This is a genomic window from Curtobacterium sp. MCPF17_011 (assembly GCF_003234145.1).
Lineage (GTDB): Bacteria > Actinomycetota > Actinomycetes > Actinomycetales > Microbacteriaceae > Curtobacterium.
The window spans coordinates 242,176-256,628 of sequence record NZ_QKSK01000002.1; the positions used below are offsets into that span (position 1 = coordinate 242,176).

A 14,453-nucleotide genomic window follows, 5' to 3' on the forward strand; every position below is an offset into this window, starting at 1 on the left:
TCGACTTCGCGTCGAGGGGGGCGTAGTCTCGCTCCTCGTGTCCGAAGTTGCAAAGTACAACTACGCGTCCCCGAACGCGTCGTCCTCCCCCATCGCTCCCACCGTGCACGGCCATGCGGCCCCACGCCCACCGCACCGCTCCCCCGGCGTGCTGCGCCCGCAGGGCCTCGGGCAGGTGCTGCGCTCGTTCGGCTCGCACATCCTCGTCCCGCTCTTCCTCGCGGTCGGGATGACCCTGGCCTACCTGGGTGCCTTCCACGCCCCCACCCCGCACGACCTCCCGGTCGGGATCGTCGGCACCACCCCGAGCACGCAGGTCTTCGCGCAGACGGTGACCGACCAGTCCGACGGTGCCCTCGTCACGCACGTCGTCGACGCCAGCCGGGCCGCCGAGCAGCAGGTCCGGGACCGGGAGCTCGCCGCGGTCTACGCCCCGAGCGACGCCGACGCGACGCTCTACGTCTCGACCGCCGCCAGCGAGACCACGGCCTCGGCTGCGGAGGAGGTGTTCGTGCCGATCGCGTTCGAGCAACACCTGCCGTTCCACGTCGTCGACGTCGTCCCGACCGGTGCCGAGGACACCACCGGTCAGGGCCTGTTCTTCCTGCTGGTCGGCCTGAGCGTCGGCGGGTACTCGTCAGCGATCGCCGTCGCCGCCTTCGCCACGCGCCTGCGCCCGGTGTGGACCGCCGTCGTCGGACTCGTCACCGCGGGGGTCGTCGCGGGCATCGGCATCGTCGTCGCCGGCCCGGTGTACGGCGTGCTGACCACCCACCAGTGGCAGGTGTTCCTGTTCGCCTGGCTGTACGACGCGGTCATCATCGCGCTCGGCGTCGGCCTGCACCCGCTCATCGGCCGGTGGACCACCCCGGTGCTGACGATGCTGTTCGTGATGCTCAACTTCACGTCCTCGGGCGGGATCTTCCAGCCGGCGTTCCAGCCCGGGTTCTTCGCGGGCCTCAACACCTTCTGGAGCGGCGCGGCCTGGCTGCAGGCCGCACAGGACCTGCAGTACTTCCCCGGCGCCTCGCTCGGTCGGAGCGGCCTGGTCCTGGGACTCTGGCTCGTCACCGCCGTGCTGCTCTGCGTCCTCGTCCACGGGCTCGTCGCCCGCCGGAGCCGGATCGGCCGCGAGCGTGCGGTCACCCGGCTGGAGGAGGAAGAGGTCGTCGCGGCTTGACCGCCGCTACGCTCGGGGTCGTGGACCTCAGCGCCGACCTGGACTTCGCCCGTTCCCTCGCCGACACCGCCGACGCGATCAGCCTGGACCGCTTCCGCGCTGCGGACCTGCACGTCACCGAGAAGGCCGACCACACCGCGGTCACGGACGCCGACCAGGCCGTCGAGCGGGCGCTGCGCGATCGACTCGCCGCGGAGCGACCGGACGACGCGTTCCTCGGCGAGGAGACCACGGCCGACACCGGCGCCGAGGCCGTCAGTGCGGGTCACCGCCAATGGGTGGTCGACCCGATCGACGGCACCGCGAACTACCTCCGGGGTGTGCCGGTGTGGGCGACCCTGATCGCACTGGCGGTGGACGGACGTCCGGTCCTCGGCGTGGTGAGCGCCCCGGCGCTCGGCAGGCGCTGGTGGGCAGCCGAGGGTCTCGGCGCGCACTCGCTCGAGGGGCCGCTGCAGGTGTCGGGTGTCCGAACACTCGAGGACGCCAGCCTCAGCTACAACTCCCTGCAGCAGTGGGACGACGACGACCGGCTCGACTCCCTCGTCGCGCTGTCCCGGAAGGTCTGGCGCACCCGGGCCTACGGCGACATGTGGTCGTACATGATGGTCGCCGAGGGGGTCCTCGACGTCGCGGGCGAGCCGGATCTCAAGCCGTGGGACATGGCGGCCCTCGTGCCCATCGTGGAGGAGGCCGGCGGGCGCTTCACCTCGCTCGACGGCGACCCGGGGCCGTGGCACGGCAGCGCCCTGGCCTCGAACGGCCTGGTCCACGACGCGGTCGTCGAGGTCGTCCGCCGCGACTGACGGACGGGAGGCGCGGCCTGCTCAGTCCTGTCGGCGCGGCTCCGCGACGTGCCCCGCCGACCCCGTCCCGTCGTCCGCCCGCTCGTCGGAGGCGGGGCGGGCCTCCCGGTCGTCCGCGCTGTCCCGCCGCGCCGCACGACGGCGGACCAGCAGGTCGGCGACCGCCAGCACGAGGGCCAGCGCGATGAGCGACACCGTGAAGGTCGTGCCACTGCGGAAGGCGTCGTGGTACGCCTCCAGCCGGCCGCCGGACCCCGACCCGGCGGACTCGCTCCGGACGATCCCGTAGAAGATGCTCGTCGCCACCGCGGTGCCGATCGCCGTCCCGACGCGCTGCCCGAGCTGCTGCATCGAGCCGGCGACGCCGGACTGCTCGACCGGGACCTCGGCGAGCGTCAGGGTCTGGTTCGGCGAGACGACGAACCCGCCTCCGAGGCCGCCGACCAGGAACGCCCCGGCCATCGCCCACGGCGTGACCTCCGGCGGGGTGAGGACCGCGGCGAGCATGAGCAGCACGAAGCCGACGACGACGGCCCCGAGCCCGGCGACGACGAGTGCCCGACCGATGCGGTTCACGAGCCGGCCGCCGACGTAGGAGCCGACGGCGCTCGTGATCGCGAACGGGATGCTCACCATGCCGGCGAACACCGGGGCGAGCCCGAGACCCTCCTGCAGGTACAGCGTCACCATGAGGAACGACGCGGGCAGGGCCGCGAAGTAGACGGCGACGATCGCCAGGCCGTTCCGGTAGGACGAACGGCGGAACAGCTCGAAGTGGACGACCGGCGACTTCCCCCGGCGTTTGTACCCCTGTTCCCACATCACGAACCCGACCAGGAAGACCGCGAAGACCACCAGCCAGAGCCACCGGGCGGCGGATCCACCGCCGCCGGACGTGGTCACGAACGGCAGCATCAACGCGATGATCGCGACTCCGAGCAGCAGGATCCCGACGATGTCGAGCTCGCGGTCCGCTGCCTTCCCTTGCGACCCGCGCGGGAGCAGCCGCCAGGCGAAGACCAGCGCGACGAGGCCGAGCGGCACGTTCATCCAGAACAGCAGCCGCCATCCGTCCTGCTCGCCGCCGAGCGCGATGAGCCCGCCGCCGATGGTCGGGCCGAGCGCTGTGGACAGCCCGATGACCGCGCCGAACAGGCCGAAGGCCCGGCCGCGCTCCTCGCCGCGGAACAGCTGCTGGACCAGGCCGATCACCTGCGGCATCTGCGTCCCGGCGGCGAAGCCCTGCAGGATCCGGGTGACCGTGAGCACCTCGATCGTCGGTGCGAGCGCACAGAGCAGACTCGAGACGGTGAAGGCGACGAGCCCGATGACGAACAGCCGGCGTCGGTTGGTCAGGTCACCCAGACGTCCCGCCGGCACCAGGGCCAGCCCGAACGCGAGCGCGTACCCGGCGACGATGAGCTGCAGCGCTGAACTCGTGGCGTGCAGGGACTCCTCGATGGAGGGCAGCCCCACGTTGACCTTCGACAGGTCCAGGATCGTCAGCGCCGCCACCGCGACGCACACCCCGAACGCCCTCCACCGTTGCCGGTCCGATGTCCGGTCGCTCGTCTGTTCGCCCGTTCGGTCACTCATCGACCCGTTCGTACCCGGGACGTGCTCCGGGCAGACCCACGGTTCTGTACCCCGACCCGTATCACGGCGTCCGGACGGGGGTCCGCGGGTCCCCCCGGACTGGGGGCACGCGGATCGAGACCTTTCCCTGACGGACCGCTCAGCACGACCGATGAGGGGTTACCGTTCTCACGACGGAAGTCCAGGTGGATGCAACGGGATCCCTAGTCCCAGCGTGCACCGGACCACCGTCATTCGTCCGAAGACCCTAACCCGAGGGGTGATCAAGACGATGACATCATCGTTCCCGAGCGGAACCGAGCCCACCCAGGCTCGTCATCCGCGATCTGTCCACACGTCGACCCTGCCAGCGAAACGGGTCACCCACCCGTCGTCCGCCGGCACCACCCACCGCGGAGCCACCCACTCCGCTGCGGGCTCCCACGTCGCCGGCTTCCCCGCCGGCGCGTCTCGCTCCCCCGTGCCCGTCACTGGCCCTGGCGCCGGAGGCCGGTGAGTCCTGATGGAACTCACCGGTCGACGCACTGAGGTCGACCGGATCACGACCCTCGCCGTACTCCCTCGGGAGTCCGCGCTGGTCGTCGTCGGCGATCCCGGCTCCGGACGCACGAGCGTCCTCGACGCGGCCAGCAGCCGCGTCTCCCTCCCCGTCGTCCGCATCGGCGTGAACGGCAGCGAATCCCGCTGGCCGCTCGGTGGTGTGACGACGCTCTTCAGCGCACTCGACGACCCTCGGGCCGCCGCACACGTCACCCGGATCCTCGGCACCGTGCGCGACGCGGACCCCGCACAGGTCATCGTCGTGGCGCACGAACTCCTCGACACGCTGCGCACCCTCCAGATGGCGCCGACCCTGGTCCTCATCGACGACCTCGACCGGATGGACGAGGCGAGTCAGACGCTCATCGCGTTCCTCGCCGGTCGACTCGTCGGCACGTCCCTGCGTGTCGTCGCCACGGTGACCAGCGTGCCGCCCGACAGCCCGCTCGCGGCCCTGCCGGCGCTGCGCCTGGAGGCCCTGCACCCGGACGAGGCGCTGCTGCTCGCCCGTGAGATGGCCGCCGACGACGCGAACGACGGCGTGCTGGCGGTCATCGCGGAGCAGACCGCCGGCAACCCCGGCGTGCTCCGCGAACAGCTCGGCATGCTTCGCCGTGAGCAGCTGCTCGGCGCGGAGCCCCTCGTGCTGCCGCTGCGCCCGACGCCGACCACGGACCGCGTCGCAGCGCCCGTGTTCGCGGCGGTCGCAGGACGCGATCTGGACGTCCTGGCCCGCCTCGCCCTGGTGCCGGTCACGAAGGCCGCCGGTCCGGAGTGGGACCGCGACGTCGTCGAGGACCTCGCGTCCGTCGGCCTCGTCACGGTCCGCGGTCAGTCGATCTCGGTCCGTTCCCCGCTCGTGCGTTCCTTCCTGCACTGGCGGATGACGGCCCGCGACCGTCGGGCAGCCCACGCCGAGCTCGCCGTGTCCGCCGCGAGCCACGATCCGCGTTCGGCGTCGTGGCACCGGAGCTTCACGGACGACGTCCCGGACGCCGTCGCCCTGCTGCACGCCGCCCTGGCGTACGCGGCAGACGGCGACTCCGGTGCCGCCGTGATGCTCACCGAGCGCGCCCTGCACGTCGGCGCCCGTTCCGAGAGCGAGCACCTGGCGCTCCTCGCGGTCGCCGAGGTCCTGCTCGCACACCGGCTCCTCGGCTACGCGGCCCGGTACCTCGCCGCGATCGCTCCGTTCCGGTCCCGCCTCGACGACGTGCGCCGCCTCCGGCTGCACTACTCGGTGCAGTACCTCAACGGCGAAGCCGTGGAGGCCGACGAGCTCCTCCTCCCCGCCGACGCGAGCGACGCCGACGAGGCGGAGGCCGTCACGGGGCTCCTGGCCTTGGTCGCCAGCTTCCGGGCCGAGGCCTGGGAACTGGAGCACGCCCGTGACCTGCTGCACCGCGCGGAACCGTTCGAGTCGGCACTGCCTGCCGGAACGGAGCAGATCCTGCAGGCCGCTCGGCAGATGGTCGCCGCGGTCGACGGGCACCTGCCACCGGACCGGGACCTGCACGACGGACTCGCCATGACCAGCCTGCTGGCCCTCTCCGACCCGGCACTGCTCCTCCTCGCCCATGCGCTCAGCCTGTCCGAGCGGTACCGCAGCGCCCGCCGCGTGTTCGCGCTGGTCCTCGCCCGCTCCTCGCACACCGCACCGGTGTGGGTCGAGGCCTCCCGGTACCTGACCGCCGAGAACGAGGTGCGCTCGGGCAACTTCCGGCTCGCCCTCCGTGCGATCGACGCCTGGGAGACCGGGTCGAGCGTCGTCGAGCGACTGCGGGAGCCCTCGCGGGCGATCGCGATAGCCTGGCGGCACTTCCTCGAGGGACGCCCGATGGCGAGCCTCGAGGTGCTCGACCGGTGCCTGGCGCTCCGCTCGACGAGCGGGCTCTGGGGCGCGACGGCGAAGCTGCACGCGTTCCGCGGTCGGGTCCTGCTGTTCGAGGGCCGCGCGGAAGAGGCCGCCGTGGCACTCGAGACCGCCGACGCGATCGGACGGACCGTCCGGAACCCGACGGTGCTCCGGCACCTCGGGGACCTGATCGAGTCCTACGTCCGGCTCGGACGGACCGACGACGCGCGGACCATGACGGCCCGGCTCGCCGCCGACCACCGGGCACACCCGTCGCGTTGGGGCGCCCTCGTCCTGGCCCGGAGCCTGGCGCTCGTCAGCGACGACACCACCCGGGACGCCGCACGCCACCGTGCGCTCGAGTTGTTCGAGCCCACGGATTCGCAGTTCGAACGAGCCAGGACCCTCGCGGCACTCGCCTCGACGGGCACCGGTCCGGACCGTGCGCGACTCGGTGCCGCATCGGCGGCGGCGTACGAGGCAGCGGGGCTCCGTCGTCCGCTCGTCACGCCGCAGGGCGTCGCCGCGATGCCGCCGGCGGTCGGCTCGTCCGCGCTCCGGCAGTCGCAGTACGACTCGACGCCGTCGCCGACGACGCCGCGGAGCGCGCCGGACGGCACGCCGGTGCTGACCCTGCTCACGGCCGAGGAGCAGGCCGTGGTCCAGAAGGTCACGGAGGGCTACCGGAACCGCGAGATCGCCTCGTCCCTGTACATGTCGCAGCGGACGGTCGAGCTCCGGCTCACCCAGATCTACCGGAAGGTGGGGGCGCGCTCACGCTCACACCTGGTGGCGCTGCTGGGGTAGCCGCGACGGCACACAGGACCGGAGGCCCGGTACCAGCTGGTACCGGGCCTCCCGTCCGTCATGGTGCCGACTGGGTCGCCGGGTCCGGTCGTCGTACGGTCAGACGGTCGCCGCGCGGCGCGTCGGGCTGTGCCACACGCCGCTCGAGCCGCCGCGGAACGCGAGGACGAGTGCGCGCAGGCACAGGTACGAGTCGAGCACCCGGAGGAGCGGGAACGTCAGCCCGTACAGGACGTACACGCCCCGACGTGACACCACCGCGACGACGATCGTGAGCAGGTAGTCGGGCAGCAGCACGCCGATCACGATCCCGGTGACCGGGTCGACGGCGAGCACCGCGTCCGGGAAGCCGGCGCCCATCCCGAGGGCCACCAGGATCGCGGCGGTCCCGGCGAGCGCCACCGCGGGCAGCAGCAGGAGCATCATCAGGCTCGACGTCAGGAGCTCGAGGACGAACAGTCCGGTGGCGAGCCCGAAGCGGCGGAGGCCGAACCGGTGGCGCCGGAGGGTCTGCCAGAAGCCGAGGTTCCAGCGACGGACCTGCTTGGCGTAGTCACGGAGGGTGTCGGGGTCCTGCGTGTAGGCGACGGCGGCGCCGGGGCGGAAGGCGACACGACCGAGGTCCTTCGCGTGCACCTCGAACGTCATGTTGAAGTCCTCGATGGCCAGCCCCTCGGCGGTGATGTCGATGTCGCGGAGGATCCGGGTGCGGTACATCGAGGCGAAGCCGGGGACGATGGCGACGACGTTCGCGGCGGGGGCGGCCTGGCCGAACTTCTGCAGGTACTGGACGGCGACGTAGACGCGTTCGCGGTAGGCGACGAGCAGGCGACCGAAGACGGTGGGGGCTCGGGGTTCCAGGATGGTGGTGGCACGTCCGGCGACGGCGACGACGTCGGGTGCGGAGAACTCGGGGAGCCCGGTGCTGAAGTAGTCGGTGGACAGGTGTGTGTCCGCGTCGAGCAGCATCATCACCTCGAAGCGTTCGGGGATGGCGAAGTGCTCGATGGCGGCGGCGATCGCGCCGGCCTTGCCGCAGTTCGGCTGCAGGTCGTACACCTGCGCGCCGGCGGCACGGGCGATCTCGACGGTTCGGTCCGAGGAGCCGTCGGAGACGACGAGGATCTGCTCGGGCGGCAGGTGTTCGGCGGCGGAGCGGATGGTCCGTTCGATGACGAGTTCCTCGTTGTGCGCGGCGACGAGGACGGCGACGTCGGCGGTCGTCGGTGGGCGGTAGCCGCGCGGGACGGGTGCCGGCATGCCGCGGCGGCGTGCGCGGCGACCGCGGCCGTCGGTGCCGATGCGGTGGAGGCGGGCGGTGACCACGCGGGTCGCGCCGACCGTGGTCCAGAGGATCGTGTTGACGCCGAGGACGAGTACGAGGGCGACGACGAACGTGAGCATGGGGCGACGCTAAGCCGCGCGGAGTGGGCCGCGCACCGCATTCCCGCAGCCCTGGCCGCATGCGGTTGCGGGAGTCCGCATGCGGTCCCGCAGTCGCCGCCACGGTACTGCGGAGCACCGCAAGACCGGTCCGGGGGCGTTGCCGGAGGGGCGCTCGACCCGTGATGGTGGCAACGCACCGACCGCCGGCCCCGTCATCGGGGCAGGACCGCGTACCCGAGATCGGTACCCGACCGGCCGCACCCGGACCGCCGTCGTCCGTCCCCGCCTGATCCGGGGACGGACGACGGCCCGGACGAGGCCCACCTGATCCCGCGGTCCACCCGACGGCGGTCGGTGCCTGCCGGGACGACCCTCCCGGTTGTGTCCCGACCCGAGGGGAACCCGCATGTCCATCGCACCATCGCCGTCCGACGCGCTGTCGGTCCGCACGTCGCCGGTCGCTCCGTCGACGTCGGCCGTCCCGACGTCCCCGGACGTCCCCGCTTCCCTGCACCGCAGCATGCCGGGCACCGACGGCACCACCGCCGCTGGCGGTACCCGTGGTTTCGAGTTCGACGTGGCGATCGTGGGCCTCGGCTACGTCGGGCTGCCGACCGCCCTGGCGTACCACCACTCGGGCACCGCGGTGATCGGCCTCGACGTGTCGCAGCGTCGCCTGGAGACGATCCGGTCCCGCGGCGCCGACCTGCTCGAGGACGACCGGGTGCGTCTGGAGTCGGCGTTCCTGGCGGACGACTTCGTCCTCACCGACGACCCCTCGATGCTGGCACGTGCCGCGGCCGTGATCGTGTGCGTGCCGACGCCCGTCGACGAGTACCTGGTCCCGGACCTCGCGATCCTCCGCGGCGCCGCGGCGACGGTCGTCGAGCACGCCGTCCCCGGGCAGCTCCTCATGTTGACGAGCACCACCTACGTCGGGTGCACCGACGACCTGCTCGTGCAGCCCCTCACCGAGCGCGGGCTGCTGCCGGGCAAGGACGTGTTCGTCGCGTTCAGCCCGGAGCGCATCGACCCGGGCAACGCCTCGGTCGCGCACGAGGACGTCCCCCGCGTCCTCGGTGCCGCGACGCCGGAGTGTGCGGAGATCGCGGACGAGATGCTCGGCCGCTACGCCCGGGTGCACCGCGTTCCCTCGCTCGCCGCGGCGGAGATGACGAAGCTCCTCGAGAACACGTTCCGCGCCGTGAACATCGCCCTGGCGAACGAGTTCTCGGACATCTGCCGCACGATGGGCATCGACGTGGCGGACGTCGTGGACGCCGCGGCGACCAAGCCGTACGGGTTCATGGCGTTCATGCCGGGCCCGGGCGTCGGCGGCCACTGCATCCCCTGCGACCCGCACTACCTGCTCTGGCAGCTCAAGGCGGACCGGCAGGCCGCGCCGATGATCACCCAGGCGATGGCCGAGATCGCGGCTCGTCCGGGTCGGGTCGTCGACCGCGCCCGTGAGGTCCTCTCGGACGCCGGCCGTGGTCTCCGCGGCGCGCGGGTGCTCGTCGTCGGCATCGCGTACAAGCGCGACGTCGCCGACCTCCGCGAGTCCCCCGCGCTCGAGATCCTCGAGGGCCTGATCGCCGCCGGTGCCGACGTCAGGTTCGCCGACCACCGCTTCGACTCCGTCCGCCTGCACGACGGCACCGTCCTCGACGACGTCGTCGACGAGGCCGCCTTCGGCGCGGACGTCGTGCTCCTGCACACCCGGCACAGTGACGCCGACCTGTCCTGGATCACCGGCGAGCAGCTCGTGATCGACACCACCTACCGGGCTGCGGACCTCACCGGCCGCATCCTCCTCTGAAAGGGAACGCCATGAAGTCCATCGTCACCGGAGGCGCCGGGTTCATCGGCAGCCACCTCGTCGAACGCCTGCTCACCGACGGCGACGACGTCGTCGTGCTCGACGACTTCTCCACCGGTCGTGCCGACAACCTGGCCGCCGTGGCCGGACACGACCGGCTGCGCGTCGTCGAGGGCAGCATCCTCGACCGTGCGCTCGTCACCGAACTGGTCGCCGGGTCGGACCGGGTGTTCCACCTGGCCGCCGCGGTCGGCGTGAAGCTCATCGTGGACCACCCGCTGCAGGGGCTCCGCACGAACATCCACGGCAGCGAGAACGTCCTGGACGCCTGTGTCGCCGCCGGCGCCAAGCTGCTCCTCGTCTCGACGAGCGAGATCTACGGCAAGAACACCGCCGACGCGCTGCACGAGACCGCCGACCGCGTCCTCGGTTCGCCGCTCGTGGCCCGCTGGACGTACGCCGCGGCGAAGGGCATCGACGAGGCCTTCGCGCACGCCTACTTCAAGGAGTACGGCCTGCGCGTCGCCATCGCCCGTCCGTTCAACACGGTCGGCCCACGCCAGACCGGCCGCTACGGCATGGTCGTCCCGAACCTGGTCGGCCAGGCCGTCCGCGGCGAACCGCTGACCGTCTACGGCGACGGCGTCCAGTCGCGCTGCTTCTCCTTCGTCGGCGACGTGGTCCCCGCGATGGTCGCGCTCATCGAGCACGAGGAGGCCTACGGCGAGGCGTTCAACCTCGGCGGCGAGCGCGAGATCAGCATCGCCGAACTCGCGGAGCTCGTCATCGACATCACGGGCTCGGACAGCCGGATCACCTACGTCCCCTACGACGAGGCGTACGGCGAGGGCTACGAGGACATGCGTCGTCGTGTCCCGGACAACACCCGCGCGAAGGCCGCCGTCGGGTTCGCCCCGGTGACCCCTCTGGAGGCCGTGGTCCGGTTGGTCGCCGAGGACGTCCGGAGCCGGACGGCCGACTCCTCCGCCGACGCCGACGCCGCCGCGGCCAGCGCGCCGGCGGGTGCGACGGCGGTGGTCTGAACATGTGCGGCATCATCGCGGCACGGGTGGCGGACGATGCCACCCCGTACCTCCTGGACGGCCTGGAGCGCCTGGAGTACCGCGGGTACGACTCGGCCGGCATCGCCGTGCGTACCAGCACCGGCGGCACCGAGACGATCCGTTCGGTGTCCCGGGTCGGCGACCTGCGCACGTTGGTCGCCGCCCGTTCCGGAGACCCGTTCACGGGGATCGGCATCGGACACACCCGCTGGGCGACGCACGGCGCCGTCCGTGAGACGAACGCGCACCCGCACGCCGACTGCTCCGGCCGGATCAGCGTCGTGCACAACGGCATCATCGAGAACGCGGACCTGCTCCGCGGGCAGCTGAGCGCCCAGGGGCACGTGTTCGTGTCCGAGGTCGACTCGGAGGTCATCACGCACCTGGTCGAGCGTGCCCTGGCGGTCGACCCTGACCTGATGCTCGCGGTGCAGATCGCGACCGCACAGCTCGAGGGGTCCTGGGCCATCGTGGTCCTCGACGCACGGGACGGCCGGATGGTCGTCGCGGCCGACCGGTCCCCGCTCGTGGTGGCCCGTGCCGCCCGCGGTGACTTCGTCGCGAGCGACATCGGAGCGATCGCCACCTGGGCCGAGACCTTCGTCGCACTCCGTGACGGTGACGTCGTCGAGCTCGGCGAGAGTTGGACCTGGTCGTCCCGCGGGGAGGTCGTGGCGGTGCCGTTCGCGACGCCGTCGCCGTTCGCCGCCGAGGCACTCGAGCTCGGCGACCACACCGACCACATGGCGAAGGAGATCGAGGAGCAGCCCACCGTCGTGGCGGAGATCCTCGACCGCATCGCCGGTCGTGTGGTCGACGGGAGCATGTGGCGCAGCCTCGGGCTCGCGCCGTTCGAGCGCGTCGCGGTGGTCGCGTGCGGCACGTCGTTGAACGCCGGGCAGGTCATCTCGACCGCGCTCCGCGGGCTCGGCGGCGTCCCCACCGACACCGTCGTCGCGAGCGAGGCCGACCAGGCCGTCCTGACACCGGGCACGCTGGTCGTCGCGATCAGCCAGTCCGGTGAGACCGCGGACGTGCTTCGTGCACTCGACCGGTTCGCGGACCGGTACCAGGTGCTCGCGCTGACGAACAACCTGCACTCCTCGCTCGCCCGACGAGCCGACGCGGTGCTCGACTGCCACGCCGGGCCCGAGATCGGCGTCGCCGCGACGAAGACGTTCACGGCGCAGGTCGTCGTCGGCGTCTCGGCGATGATCTCGGCGCTCGTGGCGTCCGACCGCATCGAACGGTCGCGGGCACTGGCGCTCGTCGGCGACATGCAGCGGCTCCCCGGCCTCCTCGCCGGTGCGGCCGAAGCGTCGCTCGACCGGATCCCGCTGCTCGTCTCGAGCGTGCGGGACGCTTCCGGGTTCCTGTTCCTGGGACGTGGGGCGGGCCTCCCGTTCGCCGCCGAGGGTGCATTGAAGCTCAAGGAGCTCTCCTACCGGTGGGCCGAGGCCTACCCGGCCGGTGAGCTGAAGCACGGTCCGCTCGCACTCGTCACCGACGGCACCCCCGTGGTCGTCGTCGACAACGGCGAGCACAAGATCCAGGCGAACGTCGCCGAGGTCCGAGCCCGCGGCGGTTTCGTCATCACCATCGGTGGCGTCGGCGCCGACGTGCCCGCACTCCGCCGCGACGCCGGCCGGCTGGTCTCGCGACGGACCGACGTGACCGACCAGGGCATGTCGCTCTGGGGGCCGCTCGAGTCCGTGGTCCCCCTCCAGATGCTCGCCCGCGAGCTCGCGCTGCAACTCGGTTGCGACGTGGACAAGCCCCGCAACCTCGCGAAGTCGGTGACGGTCGAATGACCAAGGACCAGTCGTTCAACCGCCTGACGGTGGTCCTCGCCGTCCTGGCGGCGGTGGCGATCGTCGTCACCGGCCTCCTCGGGGCAGCCCCGGCACGCGCTGCGACGGCCACGAAGCCCGTCACGGTCAGCCTGACCTTCGACGACGGCGACGCCGACCAGATGCTGGCCGCGCAGGCGCTGCAGCAGAACGGCCTGACCGGCACGTTCTACATCATCACGGGCTACCTCAACGCCCCCGGCTACATGCAGCAGTCGGACCTGGTGACCCTCGCAGCGGCCGGCAACGAGATCGGCGGGCACAGCGTCACCCACCCCGACATGTCCGCGCTGTCCCAGGCCGAGGCGCAGCGGCAGGCCTGCCAGTCCCGAGCCACGCTGTCGTCATGGGGCTACACGGTCCGGAGCTTCGCCTACCCGTTCGCGGAGTCGACCACGAAGACGCGTGACGCCGTCCGCGCCTGCGGGTACGCCAGTGCCCGTGGCCTCGGGGACGTCCGGACACCGTACGACTGCGCCGGCTGCGTCACGGCGGAGACCCTGCCGCCGCGGAACGTCATGCTGACCCGGGCACCGAGCCAGGTCGAGGCGAACTGGACCCTGGCCGACCTGCAGCAGCAGGTCACCCAGGCGAAGACCGACAAGGGCGGCTGGGTGCAGCTCACCTTCCACCACATCAGCGACGACACCTCGCTCGACCCGACGACCTCGCCGGCACTGTTCGCACAGTTCGCCCAGTGGCTCGCCGCCTACTCCGCGGACCCCGCGAACGCCACCACCGTGAAGACGGTCGGCGACGCCGTCGGCACCCCGGTGCAGCCGGTCGTGCAGTCCCCGGTCCCGGGACCCGCAGCCCCCGGTGTCAACGCGGTGCAGAACCCGTCCTTCCAGACGACCTCCACCACCAGCCCGAGCGGGCAGAAGTGCTGGCAGTACGGCGGGTACGGCTCGAACACGGCAGCGTTCAGCACCGTCACCCCGGGCCGCACCGGCACCACCACCAAGGCGACGTCGCTCACCGTGAGCGACCACGTCGACGGTGACGCCAAGTGGTTGCCGACGTTCGACCTCGGTGACTGTGCCCCCACCGTGGTCGCCGGCCACACGTACTCGCTCCGCGAGTACTACAAGGCGAACACCGTCACGCAGTTCACCGTCTACCTGCGCGACTCGACGACCGGCTCCTGGCACTACTGGACGTCGAGCCCCTGGTACGCCTCGGCCTCGACATGGACGCAGGCGGTGTGGACGACGGACCAGATCCCGGCCGGGTTCGACGGGATCAGCTTCGGCCTGAACCTGTTCTCGAACGGCACGCTGACAACCGACGACGTCGCCGCGTACGACACCGTCGGCGCCCCGCCACTCGCGACCACCACCACCACGACGAACAGCGCGACCACGAAGGCGAAGGCGAGCAGCAGCGTGAGCCGGATCGCCCCGGCCGTGGACGCCCTGACCGTCCGGTCCCGTGCGGTCCTCGGGCAGCTCGACACGTCGGGCATGCCCGGCCAGCTCGACACCCCGTCCACGCCTGCCGGATCGGCAACCGCCGCATCGTCGGCGCTGCCCGGCACGATCGCCCGGTGA

The 14,453-nt window shown here is 72.0% G+C and carries 9 protein-coding genes; 7 read left to right on the forward strand and 2 right to left on the reverse strand.

Translation table 11 applies throughout. From position 1 onward, the window contains the following. The first annotated feature begins 37 nt into the window (after nt 1–37). Together DEJ25_RS03935 and DEJ25_RS03940 are read left to right on the forward strand one after the other, a co-directional pair. Nucleotides 38–1,180, forward strand: coding sequence for a hypothetical protein (locus DEJ25_RS03935; RefSeq protein ID WP_146240611.1), 1,143 nt, complete (start codon nt 38–40; stop codon nt 1,178–1,180). A gap of 20 nt (nt 1,181–1,200) precedes the next feature. Next, complete coding sequence (locus DEJ25_RS03940; protein ID WP_111043840.1) at nt 1,201–1,986, forward strand: inositol monophosphatase family protein; 786 nt, start codon at nt 1,201–1,203, stop codon at nt 1,984–1,986. 21 nt (nt 1,987–2,007) lie between these two features. Here DEJ25_RS03940 and DEJ25_RS03945 read toward each other — a convergent pair whose 3' ends face one another. Then, entirely contained in the window at nt 2,008–3,582 is a 1,575-nt protein-coding gene (locus DEJ25_RS03945) for an MFS transporter (protein WP_111043841.1), read from the reverse strand. A gap of 502 nt (nt 3,583–4,084) precedes the next feature. On the opposite strand from DEJ25_RS03945, the gene DEJ25_RS03950 reads away from it, so the two are divergent. Further along, the gene (locus DEJ25_RS03950) at nt 4,085–6,784 is read left to right on the forward strand and encodes a LuxR family transcriptional regulator (protein ID WP_111043842.1); all 2,700 of its coding nucleotides are present in this window, start codon (nt 4,085–4,087) and stop codon (nt 6,782–6,784) included. A gap of 99 nt (nt 6,785–6,883) precedes the next feature. Here DEJ25_RS03950 and DEJ25_RS03955 read toward each other — a convergent pair whose 3' ends face one another. Beyond that, nucleotides 6,884–8,188, reverse strand: a complete 1,305-nt coding sequence (locus tag DEJ25_RS03955) for a glycosyltransferase family 2 protein (RefSeq protein ID WP_111043843.1) — start codon at nt 8,186–8,188, stop codon at nt 6,884–6,886. 388 nt (nt 8,189–8,576) lie between these two features. Here DEJ25_RS03955 and DEJ25_RS03960 point away from each other — a divergent pair, with 388 nt between their 5' ends. Genes DEJ25_RS03960 through DEJ25_RS03975 form a run of 4 tightly spaced genes read left to right on the forward strand, consistent with a single transcriptional unit; the run spans nt 8,577 to nt 14,453 of the window. After that, nucleotides 8,577–9,989 carry a nucleotide sugar dehydrogenase gene (locus DEJ25_RS03960; protein ID WP_220033164.1) on the forward strand — a complete coding sequence of 471 codons (1,413 nt, stop codon included), beginning with the start codon at nt 8,577–8,579 and terminating at the stop codon, nt 9,987–9,989. A gap of 11 nt (nt 9,990–10,000) precedes the next feature. Then, a complete protein-coding gene (locus DEJ25_RS03965) occupies nt 10,001–11,032 on the forward strand; it encodes an NAD-dependent epimerase/dehydratase family protein (RefSeq protein WP_111043844.1) in 1,032 nt (343 codons plus the stop codon). 2 nt (nt 11,033–11,034) lie between these two features. Further along, the gene (gene glmS / locus DEJ25_RS03970) at nt 11,035–12,864 is read left to right on the forward strand and encodes a glutamine--fructose-6-phosphate transaminase (isomerizing) (RefSeq protein ID WP_111043845.1); all 1,830 of its coding nucleotides are present in this window, start codon (nt 11,035–11,037) and stop codon (nt 12,862–12,864) included. Next, nucleotides 12,861–14,453 (forward strand): polysaccharide deacetylase family protein, encoded by a 1,593-nt coding sequence (locus DEJ25_RS03975; protein ID WP_111043846.1) that lies wholly within the window; start codon nt 12,861–12,863, stop codon nt 14,451–14,453. Before glmS ends, DEJ25_RS03975 begins: the two co-directional genes overlap by 4 nt.

What these genes read in the sequence shown, in the direction of transcription:
- DEJ25_RS03945 (WP_111043841.1), bottom strand. Translation starts at nt 3,582, where the DNA reads ATGAGTGACCGAACGGGCGAACAGACGAGCGACCGGACATCGGACCGG.
- DEJ25_RS03950 (WP_111043842.1), top strand. Translation starts at nt 4,085, where the DNA reads ATGGAACTCACCGGTCGACGCACTGAGGTCGACCGGATCACGACCCTC.
- DEJ25_RS03955 (WP_111043843.1), bottom strand. Translation starts at nt 8,188, where the DNA reads ATGCTCACGTTCGTCGTCGCCCTCGTACTCGTCCTCGGCGTCAACACG.
- DEJ25_RS03960 (WP_220033164.1), top strand. Translation starts at nt 8,577, where the DNA reads ATGTCCATCGCACCATCGCCGTCCGACGCGCTGTCGGTCCGCACGTCG.
- DEJ25_RS03965 (WP_111043844.1), top strand. Translation starts at nt 10,001, where the DNA reads ATGAAGTCCATCGTCACCGGAGGCGCCGGGTTCATCGGCAGCCACCTC.
- glmS (WP_111043845.1), top strand. Translation starts at nt 11,035, where the DNA reads ATGTGCGGCATCATCGCGGCACGGGTGGCGGACGATGCCACCCCGTAC.
- DEJ25_RS03975 (WP_111043846.1), top strand. Translation starts at nt 12,861, where the DNA reads ATGACCAAGGACCAGTCGTTCAACCGCCTGACGGTGGTCCTCGCCGTC.